The 15,269-nt window shown below is 59.6% G+C and carries 12 protein-coding genes; 1 reads left to right on the top strand and 11 read right to left on the bottom strand.

Features of this window, described 5'->3' with window-relative positions:
* A partial coding sequence (locus KGL31_05755) for a hypothetical protein (protein ID MDE2321409.1) occupies positions 1–530 on the top strand: 530 nt, incomplete at its 5' end.
* Between the two features lie 79 nt (positions 531–609).
* Here the strand turns inward: KGL31_05755 and KGL31_05750 are convergent.
* From KGL31_05750 to KGL31_05700, 11 genes are all read right to left on the bottom strand, one after another.
* A complete protein-coding gene (locus KGL31_05750) occupies positions 610–1,386 on the bottom strand; it encodes a sulfotransferase (GenBank protein MDE2321408.1) in 777 nt (258 codons plus the stop codon).
* A gap of 8 nt (positions 1,387–1,394) precedes the next feature.
* Positions 1,395–2,372 (bottom strand): glycosyltransferase family 4 protein, encoded by a 978-nt coding sequence (locus KGL31_05745; GenBank protein ID MDE2321407.1) that lies wholly within the window; start codon positions 2,370–2,372, stop codon positions 1,395–1,397.
* Complete coding sequence (locus KGL31_05740) at positions 2,350–3,240, bottom strand: sulfotransferase domain-containing protein (GenBank protein MDE2321406.1); 891 nt, start codon at positions 3,238–3,240, stop codon at positions 2,350–2,352. Before KGL31_05740 ends, KGL31_05745 begins: the two co-directional genes overlap by 23 nt.
* 131 nt (positions 3,241–3,371) lie before the next feature.
* A complete protein-coding gene (locus KGL31_05735; GenBank protein ID MDE2321405.1) occupies positions 3,372–5,753 on the bottom strand; it encodes a hypothetical protein in 2,382 nt (793 codons plus the stop codon).
* A 138-nt stretch (positions 5,754–5,891) separates the two neighbouring features.
* On the bottom strand, positions 5,892–6,674 hold the full coding sequence (locus KGL31_05730; protein ID MDE2321404.1) for a glycosyltransferase family 2 protein: 783 nt from the start codon (positions 6,672–6,674) through the stop codon (positions 5,892–5,894).
* Positions 6,675–6,759: 85 nt separating this feature from the next.
* Positions 6,760–9,174 (bottom strand): hypothetical protein, encoded by a 2,415-nt coding sequence (locus KGL31_05725; protein MDE2321403.1) that lies wholly within the window; start codon positions 9,172–9,174, stop codon positions 6,760–6,762.
* 65 nt (positions 9,175–9,239) lie between these two features.
* On the bottom strand, positions 9,240–10,298 hold the full coding sequence (locus KGL31_05720) for an NAD-dependent epimerase/dehydratase family protein (GenBank protein MDE2321402.1): 1,059 nt from the start codon (positions 10,296–10,298) through the stop codon (positions 9,240–9,242).
* Entirely contained in the window at positions 10,252–11,472 is a 1,221-nt protein-coding gene (locus KGL31_05715) for an NAD-dependent epimerase/dehydratase family protein (protein ID MDE2321401.1), read from the bottom strand. The genes KGL31_05720 and KGL31_05715 overlap by 47 nt, the downstream gene beginning before the upstream one ends.
* 302 nt (positions 11,473–11,774) lie before the next feature.
* Positions 11,775–13,514: a bifunctional sulfate adenylyltransferase/adenylylsulfate kinase gene (locus KGL31_05710; GenBank protein ID MDE2321400.1), complete on the bottom strand. Its 1,740-nt coding sequence runs from the start codon at positions 13,512–13,514 to the stop codon at positions 11,775–11,777.
* Between the two features lie 36 nt (positions 13,515–13,550).
* A complete protein-coding gene (locus tag KGL31_05705) occupies positions 13,551–14,315 on the bottom strand; it encodes an ABC transporter ATP-binding protein (protein MDE2321399.1) in 765 nt (254 codons plus the stop codon).
* Entirely contained in the window at positions 14,293–15,111 is an 819-nt protein-coding gene (locus tag KGL31_05700; GenBank protein MDE2321398.1) for an ABC transporter permease, read from the bottom strand. The genes KGL31_05705 and KGL31_05700 overlap by 23 nt, the downstream gene beginning before the upstream one ends.
* Positions 15,112–15,269 lie beyond the last annotated feature (158 nt).

The following is a 15,269-nucleotide window of genomic DNA, read 5'->3' as shown; positions in this document are numbered from 1 at the left end:
TCCACGATATCACCGAGGGGTACGGGATCACCATGGGCAACTGGTGCCTGCTCGAGTCGAGCATCGTCGAGACCAGTCAAAACGGGGCGCAGGTGGGCCACAACTGTAAGGTCTGGGACCTGGTCATCGACGGCGGCCGGACCCCTGTGATGCACACTGGACTGACCGTCGGCGGCGGCGGCACCGCGGTCGCCCGCACCGTGGTCAGTCATGTCCTGGACGGCCCCGGGATCGACTACTGCGGCTGTAGCCTGCGGGCCCTCCCCGGCGAGGATGGGGCGGTTGTCGACGACCCCGACCACTCGGCCTGTCAGGATTCGAGCAACAGCGTCGCCCTGATCGCCGGTACCCCGTCGATTAAAGACGCCAACAACGGCTGCCCTGGCATCGGTAGTGGCCCTCCCGCCACCGGCACTGTCGTTACCGACTGCGCCACCAACAATGAGGGTGTCCGGTACCCGGGCACGAAGAACACCGGCCCCTTTGATTGCGGCCTGACCTCTGACACATTATTTGAGAGCACGAACTGATTGCAGCGGCCGTGACTAAGTAATCCGCCGTCGTCATATGGCCGGGCCACCGTCACGACGTTCGGTGGCCCGGTTTTTTTTAATCGACGGGGTAGCCCAGGCGGGTGAGGAGGGGGGAGAGCAGCGTCGTGATCTGGTGCTGTTCATCCCGGCTCAGATTCTCACGCCACCGGCCCGCCCGGACCCGGTGATCCGGTCGAAACCAGGTGACCTGATGCCGGGCATGGTACGAGCCGGCGCTGACGTTCTGAATACGCCCGCAAAACGCCTCCACGGCCGGGTGGAACGGGAGTCCCAGGTAGGTCAGCACACGCTCGCTCACCCGGCGTGGGTCGGCGACCAGATCTTCGTAGCGGATCTGCAGATGCGAGACATCCCGCAGATCCGAAAGCGCGATCTCCAGGATCTCTTTCCAGGCCAGGGCGCACCGGATCGGTCCCTGAGAGGTCGTGAAGAAGGTCTGCCAGGAGGGGGGTTTCAGGTGAGACCACTCGCTGCCGCCGCAGCCCGGCACCATCGAGCAGGCGACATCCCGGCCGTCCCGCACAATATGGATGATCCCGGCCTCGGGAAACACAGCCCTGAGAAACGGCACCCGGAGGCTGTTCCTGGGATTCTTCTCGACAATGCGCGCCGCCTGGCCCTGCCGGGCCTCGAACCACTGCCGGATCGCCAGCGTGACCTCCGGCGTCGCATGCGCCGCCGTCAGCCGGTGGCTCCCGTTGACGCCGAAGCCGGCCTGCTCCCAGACCTGATGGGCCTCAAAGATGTAGGCGACCTCGGGATGGGCGCCGATCAGCTCCCCGAGGATACTGGTCCCCGATCTGGCGCAGCCGATGATGAACGCGATCTTCACGCGCGGCCTCACATCAACTGATCCGCCCGGTCCAGAATCTCCAAAAATGCCTGCCGTTCCTGCGGGAGGCCGTGCCGGCCTGGCGTCAAGCGGCCCTGTTCCACCATCCGACGGCGTTGATCCGGCGGCAGGCGCAACGCGCTCTCGGCGGCCTCCACGATCCCTTCCAGCGTATACTCCGGCCGGAAACAGTTCTCGCCCGGCAGGCAGAGCGAGCGGTTGCCGATCACATCGGGGCAGACAACCACGGTACCCAGCGCCATCCCTTCCAGGGCGGGGAGACCAAATCCCTCCACGCGCCTGGGGAGGACCACGACGACCTTCGCCCGATTGACCCAGCTCAGAAAATCCGGCCTCGAGAGCCGCGTCGTCAACAGCTCGATCCGCCGGCCCGGTCGATCCAGGCGCCGTTTTACCTGACGTCCCAGGTCGGCCTGCTTCATCGCCGCGATGACGAGGTCAACGTCCTTGTCGGCATCCGCCATCGGGGAGGGAAGCGGCCCAAGATCCAACCCGCACGGGATCACAAAGACCGGTCCATTCGTCCGGCGTGTGTCGCGAATGGCCGCCGCGACCTCCTCACTGACACAGATCCGGATCGCCTTGTGCTGCAAAAACGGATACCGCGGGTTGTCTGGTAGGGCATGTTCTGCGCCCTGGATCAGATTGATGATCGGAATCGACGAACGGTCCCGCCGATCAGGATCCAGGATCAACCAGTCCAAGCCGGCCAGAAAGAGCAGATCCGGATCGACCGGCGGCCAGGCCTCGAGGCCCTGCTCTTTGAGGGCCAGCCATGGATTGCTTCCGTCCCAGATCGTGTCCCTTGAGAACCAGATCCGGGGACGATACCCGGACGACGCCCTGACATGATTGAAATAATCGTACACCTTGAGGTGTCCGCCGGTGAAGCCCCGAAAGTTCCTGTAGAAGAGAATCGTCCGCATGGGCCGCCCGTTCACGCTACCAATTGTCATCTTGCTCATACCCCAGATCGATCAATAACCGTCCGATCAGCTTTTTACAGACCTGCCTGTGCTCGTCCGTAAACTGCGCCTTCCACCCCCCGATCACGCCCCTTCGAAAGGTGCCGGTCCCGCCAAAGAGCTGATCGGCTACAGCCTCTATCTCGCGATCCGAACAGTCGATCCCCAGATGACGGGCGATAGCGCGGATCTCTTGGAGCTGTTCGTCCCGGGATCCCCCGCCTTGCGGCCCGACCAACCGTTCAAACCTGGTGGTATAGTTGAAGGGCTGCGACTCCCATCGCAAGACGCCTTCAAGTCGATCTTTGATGCTCAGCAATACGGGCCCGTCGGGCTCCTTGCAGACACCCACGATGGATGTCATGAGGCGCGCCCCGTCCGAAAGGGATTGGTAATAGCGGTGTAAAGGGGTGCCGACGACGGGGTTGTCTGGCGGGAGGCTACAGATGTAGGCGGCATGAGAGACCGCCACATCTCTGGGGTCCCTGATAATTGTGACCATCGTGATCTTCAGCTCGTTGAGCACCAGCGCCAATCCGGGTGAGAACGGGACATGGGCCGTCGCATAGCGCCCCGGCGTCACGTATTGCGCCAGCGCGCGGGAGACCTCTTCGCGCGACGCCGGACGGGGTCTGCCCACTCCCAGCGGGATCACGGTCGGCGGATATTCGCCGGGCACGCCGTCCGTCCCGCCGTCTGTTGCCGGATTGAACCGTTCCGGCCCGAGATGGAACTCGACAGGATGCATGCCGGGCAAGAGCCCGACCACCTTTTTGAGCAGGTGGGTGCCCGATTTCGGCAGGCTGTTGATCAGGCAGGCGGGAACCGATAACCGGTTGCGAATCTCATGAAACGGATCTGAACTCAAAGGCCGCTCCTTTCAGGACGGTGCAGTTCGGCTATGGCCGGGGGGCGGCCTGCAGAAACCCGTGCGTCTCCACGTCGCGTATGATGTCACGGGCGTTCTCGTCAGGCGCGCGCCCTCCGGACAGTCGCCGCTTACGGCGTTCGTCCGGCGCTCGCTTGATTGCACGAGCCGGCCAACTTTCCCTTTCGTGTGCGCACGACAAACCTCACACCATTGGCCTCCCTGTCAGTTCGGGCGCTTGCCATCCAGCCCGATGCGCCGAGACTCGGAGTGCCCAACGCCTGAGCGACATCCGGCCTGGAGAGGCCTGTCTGTACGTCGGTGGCCAGAACACGACCGTCGCCACTCACCAGCCACAGGTTGCCGGACACAATCGACGCATCGCCATCGCGCGCCCACCCTACCGCAAAAATGGCATCACGGCCATACCAATCGCGGCCCCGAAAGACCCTGTCGATATGGCCGGCGCATGGTCCGTCACCTCTCCCGTACGTACGGATAGGCACTGACCGGACGCCGGGATCAGGTATGGCAAGAGGTCTCAATTGAGACCATGATACGACGATAGAGGGAGAGAATCTGCTGACCACCCCTCCGCTAAACCGGATCGCGGTGACCCGACGCGCGGGGCCGCCATGAAACAGAGAACGGAGTTCATCGACTGTCGCGGCGTGGGGACTTATCCACAACCCGCCCTCCATGTTGTCCGGAACGAGACGGTAGGTTACCTCGTCGCCGTCGCTGAATCGTAGCGACATCCTCACAGGATCTTCGCGGAAGAGCGTCCGAATCATTCGGATGCTCAGTCGCCGCGTAAACGACGCGTCCGCCAGTATCACCCCGTCGGTTTGTGGTACGGGTGTCCAGGCGTTCCACGGCACGGTCAGTGTTGTTATCGGCTGAGGGGCTGCAAACCGCGGTTGTGTTCGACCGCGCAGCAGGAATACCCGGGGCTCCGCCATCACCACGTCGTAGTAATTGACAATCGCGCGAAGCGTTTGCGGCTCATCCCAGAACAGGTATCGGCCGTCAATACTATTCACCCCGACATCGGTATGCCAAATGAGGTAGTCCGGTCTGACCTCGGACTCGAAGAAGGCCGCGTTCAGCCTATCAAGCGCAGGCGTATAGGTGCTGAAGGAGGCCGGTAGCGGGCGATTCACCCACGACAGCCCGTTGGCGGGCACGTAGCTGATATCCCATGGATAGACATCAACGGATGATCCGCCGATCACCGCTCGCATCGATTCCGGCAACACGCTCTTCCGCAGCGCCGGTTCCGAAGTCCGCGTCAGTTCTGCCCGGTAGACCGAGAGGTGACGCAGGTCGGCCAGAGCTTTCAGTCCAGGGAACTCAAGTGGACCGGCCAGGCGCTTCTTCAGTTGGTCAACCGCGTATGATCTGTCTGTCTCCGCATTGAACCAAGGGATCGTCAAAAGTACAAGCAATGCTGCGGCAATCGGTAGCGTGCGCTTCCAGCGCCAGACCGAACTCGCTTCCGCGAGAAGGAGCACGATGACAAGGATGCCAAACGTCACAAGAAGAAACACGTGGCCGTACTGTCGCACAATCGAGTGCTTCCAGACGACAAACAGCGGGAAACCCAAGCCGGCCAAGGTCAACAGGTTGCGGGGGGTTCGTTGCGCGACGACCCAGATCATCATGAGCGCAAACCACACCAAGAAGCCCATCACCTCGATCTGCCAGCCATGCGGCGCCAAACTCATCGCGGAGGAATATCCGTAGCTGATCTCCCAGCCTGTGGCCAGATACGCGCCGATGCCGCTGAGGGCGCCGCCATAGGCAGTCCAACCGATCAGGAAACCGATGGCGGCAGCAGGCACACTCACCGCCAGCCGGTACACAGCCAGCATTGGTCGCGGCGCGAGGACATTCCCGATGATCAGCGTGATCGCTGCTCCGAATCCAAGAGAGAACTTCATAAGCACATACAATCCGGCAAGAGCGCCCGCGATTGCGTACGCCGTCAGACTCCGCTGTTGCTCGCGCGCATGAAGGCCGATGAGGAGCACAAGGAGAAACAGAGCAAACCAACCGTTTTCCTTGCCTTGGGCACTGATGGCATAGACGAGCGCTATCGCGAGACCCAGTCTCGCAGCAGGTCGCAAACCCGGTATCGACTGAAGATATGCCGCGGCCGCGATCCCGGAGGCAACAGCAAGCAAGAGATCGGAGACGATCCTGCGCTCCACAAGATCGGCCATGTCGACCGCGTGGATCAGGTAGCAATACGGGCCATAGGTCGAGATAAACTCCCGCCCCCACCTTAAACCTCTCGCTGCGGCGTAGTTATAGGCATACGTAAAGGATGGATCAAGGCCGGGAATTATCGGCTCTATGCCGAGGGCAAAACCCATTGAGATGCTGGCAACGATTGAAAACGCCATCAACCTTCGAAACGATCGCGCGTCGCCGGCGTCGGTTGAGAATAACCGCTCCATCGCGCGCGGTCCAATGACCAAGGTCACCGTTCGAGACCAGACGCTGCTCACGAATCCCCCCGAGGCCAACGTGTCACCACGACGGTGTAGCGCGGTTCACCAAAGGACTGATGGACGGCAAGCGCGTGGATCGTAAGGAGAATCGACGCAACAGATGCCCATAGCAACACCCCATTTCCCGAAGCGTAGTCATGGATCGGCCTCTGTTGAGGTCTGCGACCATTGCTTGAAGACCTCGCCAGGCGGGCGGCGGTAGTCGCCGCGGGTCAAGAGTTTTTCCAGCCAGATGTAGAGGACGATGAAGAGGTAGCGGCTTCCCATCTCCCGCAGATGCAAGTGCGACATTCCCTGCGCGCGCTGACACCAGGCGATGGGGATGACCTCGTAGGAGTAGCCGCGGACAACGGCCTTCAGCGGCAACTCGACGGTTAAGTTAAAGTGAGGCGACAGGAACGGCCGGCAGCCCCGGATGACGGTGGCTCGGTACGCCTTGAAGGCGTTGGTCACGTCGTTGTAGCGGAATCCGAACAAAAGGCGAATAAAGCGGTTTGCCAAGCGGTTGATGACGAGCTTTATACGCGGGTAGCCCGTTACACTGCTCCCAGGCAGAAACCTCGATCCGAAGGCGCACTCGGCCCGGTCTCGGAGGATGTAAAAATATCGGACCAGGTCATCCGGGCTGTCGGACCCGTCGGCCATGACAATCGCGACGGCATCACCGGTCATGGCGTCAAGCCCGCAGCGGACGGCGTAACCAAATCCGTGCGGACCCTGATTGTGGACCAGCCGGACTCCCGGATCGGCCGCGGACCTGGCGTGTACCTCCTCGACAGTGGTATCGGAACTGCCGTCGTCCACAACCACGATCTCGTAGGTGATCCTCTCCCGACGGAGTCGCTCCCGGACACCATCCAACGTGGGGCCGATGTTGCCCGCCTCGTTGCGCGCCGGGATAACCACCGAAAACTTCATCGGAGACCTTTCTGAGTAGCGCAGCACGCTACCGGCTGCCGAAATCGCCTCACCTGCATGTGATTATGTAAGACGCCGTATGGAGCTAGCCCGGCAGCAACCGCCGACACAGTTGATTGTTTGAATGGACCACCGTCACAGATGTTGTCTCCGATTGAGCATAGACACACAGCTCTTTCGCAGCCCTATTCGCTGAAGCAGGGCTGTCAAACCGTAAGATGATCCGAAAACCGCTCTGCGCCAAGCCTTCGTTTCTGAGTGCCGACGCCACGTCGGGCCGCTTCACGGTTTTCAAGAAGTAACTACCGGGCCTTATGGACGATGTGACAGTGATTGTCTGGTCCCGTTCCGTATTGTCGAGCTTGACCCAGCCACTGACGTAAATCTTGTTACCTGTTGCCTCCAACTCGTCTACGTGGCCACCTTCCCGCGCAGGATGAAGCTCGTTGCCAGTCGGCGGCGCCAAGATACGCAGCGATCTGGTTGGCGCATGTGAACCGGCCAGCAGCTTCGGAGACGGCTTGCGCTCAATCCGGCCATCAATCGTAAGTGTGCTGACTGACACGCGAATGGCGTTGTTGTATAACCACGAGACGTATTCAGGCCCCTCGATTGTCATCGCCACTGCTTGATCGGACGGCGCTAATTGGGCCCGATTATTCAAAGAAACCTGGGCGAAGTCTGCGTTCGACTCAATGACGGGATTTATGACGAAGCCCATGGATGCGACGTTAGGCACAATACGCTCGATCCTTGTAGAGCCATCGGCCATGGTCAGATCCAATTCAAGAATCGGCAACTTAAACAATAGATTCATGACGGTCCCGAGCATAGTTTTCTTCACATCTATAGCAACCCAAGTAAGACCGGACACTTGCGGCATCTTCAAGGGCTTGGAAAACGGAACGGCAGTGGTGGCAACCGGGACGATCTGGACCATGCGCGCCGTAGTGCGCCTGGTTAGAATGAGATAGTCGCCGCTTACATCAATCGGATCGTAACGCGCCCATATATCCGGCCACGAGGCGCCATCCTCCATAGCGGGAAATCGGCTATCGATGGTTTGCACGTCGAACAGCAGCGTTGTCGGAGCCTTCTCGTCCCGCAGATGCGTCCGATTCGCGTCTATCAAAGGCTTGCTGTATGCTGAATAACTCTGAAAGACCGGACGCGGCGCGTAGCGCAGCCCGTGCGCCAATATAAGGGATTCATCCCAAGGGTAAAGATCGACTGCGCCTTGAATCGGCGGGAACGGGTTGGCGTTGCGTATTTTCTCCAATGCGGCTCTATACTCTTCCGATAGACGAGTCACACGTTCATTCAGTCCCAGTTCTTTAATTGCAACAATTCGCTTCGATAGCCTTCTGGTCAATGTCAATCTGACCACATTCAGAGGATTCCTAAAATGGTGGCGGGCATCATACCACATCGACATACCAGCCGCGGAAATAAACAGGATTGCCAGCGCCAATCGCCACGTTCGTACAGGAACATCCTGATAAAACCTCGTCGAATAGATTGTAATACAGATAACCAGGCTTCCCCAGGCGATCAGGGTATGGCCATCATGGCGAACGAAACCTGCTTTGAAGGTTATGAAATTGAATATCACGATGCTGAGCAGAAGAATCAGACCTCGCCAGTCGCCTTCACGCCAGCGGCCGAAGCGCCACTCCGCGCATGCAATGAGGATGAGTAAACAGAAAACAAGGCCGATAAAGGCCATAATTTCACCCGATGGGCTGAAAAGCTGCATGGCTTCACTGTACCCACCGGCAACCTCCAAGGAGGTTGTGATAAAGGCAACAAGATTTTCGAGATGCTGATGGGCCAACAGAAAAAAGAGCGCAAAGAAGAGCATGTATGTTCCCAAATATATGGGCAGGTATTTCCCTTTTGAAAAACGATACATTTCGGCGCATAGAACCATGGTGAATCCACATATGGCGAAGGTAAATTTAATAAGGCCGATGAAAGCGCAGAGCGCGAGAAATAATACGCCACTGAAATGATGTATCTGCTTTTCAGCTTGAAATAACACAAAGATAAACAATAAAGGAATAGTTAAAAGAACAACATCGCTTCCAAAAAGCACAAGTGTGATGATCATACCCGAGACCGAAATAATTTGCGGAATTAACGTGAAAAAAGAAGTGGTGCCTTTTTTCAATAAGAAATTTATAGAAGCTGCGATGACACCTGCTATGACCAGCCAAAAAACAATTTGAACCCCATAGTGTTCAGGATAGAACAGATTTGAATAAAGAAAACTGCTTGAATAAAGGAATCCATACGGTCCGAACGTGAAGATGATCTCTTTCCCGAATTGTAAGTGGTTGGTGAAAGCATGGTTTAGGACAAACATCCATGATGAGTCGAGCCCGCTTTCCGGCATCCGGGGGAACCAGGGCGGCAGCAGGAGCGCAGCCAGGAAGAAAATGACAAGGCCGACAGAAATGGTGCTGATGGCTTGGTATGCAGTGCCCTTAGAAAGTTTCACTGGAGGTCTTTGTCAACAAGGCGCCTCTGTAGGGCCTGGAATCGCTCTCCACGAGTGGCAAGCGACTAGGGGCCGGAGGCTCGCTCACACCCCACACCGGCCAGATCCTGAAATATGACATCGAGGTTCCGCGTAATATTCCAGCCGGGGTAGTCCGCCTTCAATCGTCGCAGGTCACTGATGTAACAGATGTGGTCGCCGACCCGGTTCGTTTCTATATACTCCACCATCAGTCGCTTCCCCATCAGTTCCTCGAACCGGGCGATCGCCTCAAGGATCGACACACTATTGCCCCGACCACCCCCAAGATTATAGACGGCAGCCTGACGGGGGCACTCATAGAATGCCAGAAAGGCGGCACAGACGTCGTAAGAGTGAATGTTGTCCCTCACCTGCTTACCCTTGTAGCCGTAAATGCGATAGACGCGGTCTTCCTTGATCGCCTTCGTCAGATAGGCCAAGAAGCCGTGAAGCTCCGCGCCTGAATGATTGGGACCAGTCAGACATCCACCCCGGAAGCATACCGTCGGCATACCGAAATATCGGCCATACTCCTGGACCATCACATCGGCTGCCAGCTTGGATGCGCCGAAGAGGCTATGCAGACTTGCGTCAATTCTGCACTGCTCGTCGATCCCCTCGAAGTCGGCAGGATCTGCGTAATCCCACCTTATCGGCAGCTCGACGAGGCGCTTCTCGTTCGGCGCGTCGCCATAGACCTTGTTGGTGCTCATGAAGATGAACGGCGTCTCCGGGCAGTGGCGACGGGCCGCTTCCAGGAGATTCAACGTCCCGACCGCGTTGACCTCGAAGTCTTCGAAGGGCCGATCCTTGGCCAGATCGTGGGAGGGCTGTGCGGCGCAGTGAACGACCAGGTCCGGGCGGTGGTCTCGCAGGATGGCGAAAATCGCCTCCCGATGACGGATGTCCAGCTCGCGATGGGTAAAGCGCCGCGTGTTCCGGCGGAGCCGCTCCAGGTTCCAGGTGGTATCGCCATCTGGGCCGAAGAAGGCCCTGCGCATATTATTATCTATCCCATGGACATCCCACCCGCGTTGGTCAAAAAAGGTCACGGCTTCAGACCCGATGAGGCCGCTGCTCCCCGTGATGAGTACCCGCTTCATGGTATTTCGCCCCTCCCTGCGCATCGAGCCTTTCGGAGAGCAGTCCTCGCGCGCGGAGCTCGTGATCAGCCTGGTCGAAGCGATCCGCCGCATCCGCCGCCTTGCACCACCGCGCCAGCTCCATAAGCCCGGCCTCCCACGTGACCTTGGGCGTAAAGCCCAGGAGCCGTCGAGCCCTGCTCAGATCCGCGATGCAATGGCGCACGTCGCCCCGCCGGAACTGGCCTGTAATGGTTGGCTTGATCGATGAAACCCCCGCCACGTTCGCCAGTACCCTCGCCACCTCGCCGATGCTCTGAGGGACCCCGCTGCCGATGTTGATCACCTCTCCGTCCGCCGCCGGCGACGCGATCGCCGCTACAATGGCATCCACCACATCATGGACGGAGACGAAATCACGAGTCTGCAGCCCGTCCTCGTAGACGATGGGCGGCTGACCTGTCATGAGCCGGCTGAGAAAGATGGCCAGGACGCCGGTGTAGGGATTGCTTAGCGACTGCCGTGGCCCGTACACATTGAACATCCGGAGGCAGACTACCGGAAACCGATAGACGGACCCGAGGCTCAGGGCGAGCTCTTCCTGATACCGCTTCGAGAGAGCATAAACGTTCCGGGCCATCAGTTCAGCTCCCTCAGGGGTCGGGACGGGCTCCAGCGGCTCTTTAGTCTCCGGACAGACAGGATCCCAGCCGTACCGCTGGATCTCGCCCTCGCTTCGGATGCCCACCCGCATGTGCCGGCCGTCGGAGGGTCGCCGATAGACCCCTTCTCCATATCCGGTCATGGATGTCAGCACTACCACCTTCCGGAGCGGATGCTGCCGCTCCGCGATGCACTGCAGGAGCGTTGCCGTCCCCCTGACGTTGACGTCCACGTAATGCTCCACTCTATAGAGAGACTGGGCGACGCCGACGGCCGCCGCTGCATGCACGACCACCTCAACGCCTTCAAGAGCTTTGGCGCACTGCCCGCGATTACGGACGTCTCCCGTCAGCAGTTCGGCACCTGATGAGAGATAGACTGGGACACCCCGCGGATGGACCTGGGGGTCAAGACCATCGAATACGCGCACCTCGTGACCCAAGGCCAGCAGGCGATCCACCACAAACGATCCGATGAATCCCGCGCCCCCCGTCACGAGAACGCGCATACCTGGAAGAAGAGGCGCTACCATATAAGCCTCCAGCCTAATGAAAAGTCCGCCGCCGCTCCGCCCACCCTCACCTGCTTCCTCCCCTTAGCTCATGCGAGCGGATTCCATTGAGATGGCATGAGTCTCACCTGCTTCGCCCATCCGGCGGCGGACTGACCCCAACTCTGTCATCCGCTGTCTCAGGCGTTGAAGCACGCGCGAGAAAAAGCCATCCCGATCAAAGAGCGTGATGCCGTCCTCCACAAAGTCGAGGTAAAGGGATCTTACTTTAGTTGCTGACGGGCGATCTACATCCAGGCCTCGGTGGCGTTGCGACGGTTCGGTTATGGCTGGGGGGCGGCCTGCAGAAACCCGTGCGTCTCCAGGTAGCGTACGACGTTACGGGCGTTCTCTTCAGGCGCGCGCCCGGCGGTGTCGATAACGATCTCCGGCGCCACCGGCGCTTCGTAGGGGTCGTCGATCCCGGTGACCCCCGTGGCCTCCCGCCTCCGCGCCCGCGCGTACAGGCCCTTCCTATCGCGCTGCTCGCAGATCTCCAAAGGGGTGCTCACATACACCATGATAAAGCGATCCTCGCCCACCATCGCGCGGACTTGATTCCGCGCGGCCCGGTACGGACTCACCGCAGCCGCGATGGCGACACCATGATGCCGCACGATCTCAGAGGCGACAAACCCTATGCGCAGGATATTGGTATCCCGATCCTCCTTGGAAAATCCCAGCCCTTTCGAGAGATGGGTGCGCACGACGTCCCCGTCCAACAGGGTCGCCTGCCGGCCCTGCTCCATCAGGAGCACCGCAAGGATCTCGGCAATGGTCGATTTGCCGGCGCACGGGAGCCCCGTGAACCAGATGCAGAACCCTTGCTGATGGCGCGGCGGATACGCCCGGGTAAGCAGGTCGGCGACCTCGGGTCGCGTAAACCACGCCGGAAGCCTCTTGCCGTCCTGGAGGTAGCGCTCGCGCGCGTCGGTCCCGGAGAGCCTCACGACCTTCCTGTCCTTGGGGACACGCGCCAGTTCTTCGTAGCGGTCGTCTTCAGGCAGGTAGACCACCTCATCGAAGGGCACCATCGTAACACCGATCTCTGCCTCCAGGGAGGCCAGGAGCTCCTGAGCCTGGCACGGTCCATAAAAGGGTCGACCATGAGAATCGTTCCCTGGGCTCGCGTGATGGCGGCCGACCAGCAGGTGACTGGCGCCGTAGTTCCGCCTGATGATCGCGTGCCAGACCGCCTCTCGCGGCCCCGCCATCCGCATCGCCAGGGGAATGAGACTCAAGACCGTGCGCTCCGGGTCGTAGTATCGCTCCACCAACATCCGGTAGCAGCGGACCCGCGTGTAATGATCGATGTCCCCGTGCTGAGTCACGCCGACCGCCGGGTGGATCAAAAGCGAGCCGCCGATCTCTTCTACGGCCCGCTTCGTCATCCATTCATGGGCCCGGTGCAGGGGATTCCGCGTTTGAAACGCCACCACCTTGGCACAGCCGATCTGTTCGAGCCGGCAACGCACCTCGGCGGGCGAGCGCCGGAGGTCGGGGAAGTCATAATGCTTGGGGAGGTTCAGCACATGGAGGGGTCCACTGAGATACGTATTGCCACGGGAGGCCATGTCTGCGACGAGAGGATGACGCGGATCGGTCGTTCCGCACACCCGTTGGGCCTCGAGTTCGGGATCCCACTCGAACCGTTCCTCCACCGTCATGACGGCGATCAGCTCGTTCGTCGGCGTGCGGAGCGCAATCTCCTGCCCCAGGCGGATGTCGTCGGTTTTCGGTGCCGGCAGGGTAATGGGAATAGGAAAGATCAGACCGTTCGAAAGACGCATCTCTTCTACGACCTGAAGGTAGTCGTTCTGGCCCATGAAGCGATCGAGGGGAGAAAATGCGCCGATGGCGAGGAGTTCCAGATCGCATACCGAGCGCGGCGAGAGCTGAAGCGCGGGTAGCCTGTTGGCCCACTCGATCAGCTCGAGGCGTTCTTCACCGTGGGCCAAGAGGTTGATCAGCCCGCCCCCATAGGGCGAGATCAGTTGCGACGCCTGGTGGGCGGTGGCTTTCATTTCAACGATCTCCTTGCCAGGACAGCATCAGCGTCTTCATGATTGACACTCCTGCTGGTAAATATTGAGCACGTTCTCCGCCTCCCCAACCATGCGGACCATCCCCTTGTCGAGCCAGACCGCCCGCTGGCACATCGTCTTGATCGCCGCCGCGGTGTGGGACACGAACAGAATCGTCGTCCCCCGCGCCTGAAACCCTCTCATGCGCGCCTCGCTCTTCTGCCGAAACGCCTCATCCCCCACCGCCAGCACCTCGTCCACAATGAGAATATCGGGCCTGACGTCGGTGGCGATGGCAAAACCGAGCCTGGCCGTCATCCCCGACGAATAGGTCCTCAGCGGCGCGTCAATGAAGTCCCACAATTCGGCAAACTCTACGATCTGATCGATTTTCGCCTCCATCTCTTTCCGCAAAAAACCCAGCAGGGCGCCGTTCAGGAAGATATTTTCTCGCCCGGTGAGTTCCGGGTGAAATCCCGCGCTCAGCTCCAGGAGGGGCGCGACCTGCCCCTTGATCCATACTCGCCCTTTGGTGGGCTGAAGCACACGGGAGACAACCTTAAGGAGGGTGCTCTTCCCGGCGCCGTTCCGTCCGATAACCCCCAGAACCTCGCCCTTGTACACCTCCAGGTCCACGTCTTGAAGCGCCCAGAATTCATCGTAACGCACCCGCTGCTTGAGCTGGTGTATCAGATACGCCCTGATGGTGTCGATCCTTTCGCGCATTACCCGATAGCGGACCGACACCCGCTCCAGCCGAAGGACCACTTCGCGCGGCTCAGACTCGATAGGCCAACTCATTCGCTTTCCTCGTAAAGACGATCCACCCGATTGCAAGCGTCGTGAACGCTGCAACCACTGCCGAAGCGAGCTGCGTGGAGCTCGGCCACACCCCTTGGTAGAGGATCAAACGGAACAGTCGGAGCAGGTGGTGCATCGGGTTCAACGTCAACACAAAAAAGCGGGCCGATTCCGGGATGATGTCCTCTTGGTAGATAATGGGGGTCAGATACATCCAGGCGCTCAGTACGATCTCATAGATCTCGTTCACATCGGGAAAGTATGCGGCTCCAGCCGAGATCAGGAGGCCGATCCCAAGGGAAAAGGCAACCAAGAACAGGATCGGAACCGGGAGCAACAGGGCCGTGAGTCTGAGCGGAGTGCCCGTCGCCACCATAACGACTCCCATGGGGATGAGCGACAGGAGCATGTGGATCAAGCCTGTTCCGATGGCGGAGAACGCAAAGAGAGTTTTGGGAATGTAGATCCGGTGGAGCAGGCTCCCACCCGCGATCAACTGGCGCGAGGCCATCATCGTCGTCTGGGCGAAAAACTGCCAGAACACCAGACCGCTCAGGGTGTACGCAGCATAGGATCGGGTCGTTCCGAGGACCTGAGAGAAGGCAATGGTCAGCACCATCATCATCGCGAGCGGTTGGAGCATCGTCCACGCCACACCGAATACCGAGCGTTTATAACGGGTCACGATATCTCGCCGCACCAACTGCACCACCAGATCCCGATACCGCACGATGTCGAACAGTTCTTCGAACATCGGCGGCTGGCGACGGGCCGAATCGTACACTGGCGCGTCCATCACTTTCACACTGTCTCCGTGCATCCGTACTTACGCTTTGGCCATGAAGACAATCTCCCGACGATCGTCACGTAGATGAAACAGATATAGAGCACGCCCAGACAGAAGACCAGGGCCACACCCACTGGAGGAGAAAGGAGGAAAGGAAGGGATCCGAT

Source organism: Candidatus Methylomirabilota bacterium (genome assembly GCA_028870115.1).
Taxonomy (GTDB): Bacteria; Methylomirabilota; Methylomirabilia; order Methylomirabilales; family Methylomirabilaceae; genus Methylomirabilis.
The sequence above is the reverse complement of the archived record's forward strand: the minus strand, read 5'-3'. Positions and strand labels throughout refer to the sequence as shown.

Excerpts from the sequence above, each read along its gene's own strand:
- KGL31_05700 (MDE2321398.1), bottom strand. The coding sequence starts at position 15,111 with ATGGACGCGCCAGTGTACGATTCGGCCCGTCGCCAGCCGCCGATGTTC.
- KGL31_05730 (MDE2321404.1), bottom strand. The coding sequence starts at position 6,674 with ATGAAGTTTTCGGTGGTTATCCCGGCGCGCAACGAGGCGGGCAACATC.
- KGL31_05705 (MDE2321399.1), bottom strand. The coding sequence starts at position 14,315 with ATGAGTTGGCCTATCGAGTCTGAGCCGCGCGAAGTGGTCCTTCGGCTG.
- KGL31_05720 (MDE2321402.1), bottom strand. The coding sequence starts at position 10,298 with ATGAAGCGGGTACTCATCACGGGGAGCAGCGGCCTCATCGGGTCTGAA.
- KGL31_05715 (MDE2321401.1), bottom strand. The coding sequence starts at position 11,472 with ATGGTAGCGCCTCTTCTTCCAGGTATGCGCGTTCTCGTGACGGGGGGC.
- KGL31_05745 (MDE2321407.1), bottom strand. The coding sequence starts at position 2,372 with ATGAGCAAGATGACAATTGGTAGCGTGAACGGGCGGCCCATGCGGACG.
- KGL31_05710 (MDE2321400.1), bottom strand. The coding sequence starts at position 13,514 with ATGAAAGCCACCGCCCACCAGGCGTCGCAACTGATCTCGCCCTATGGG.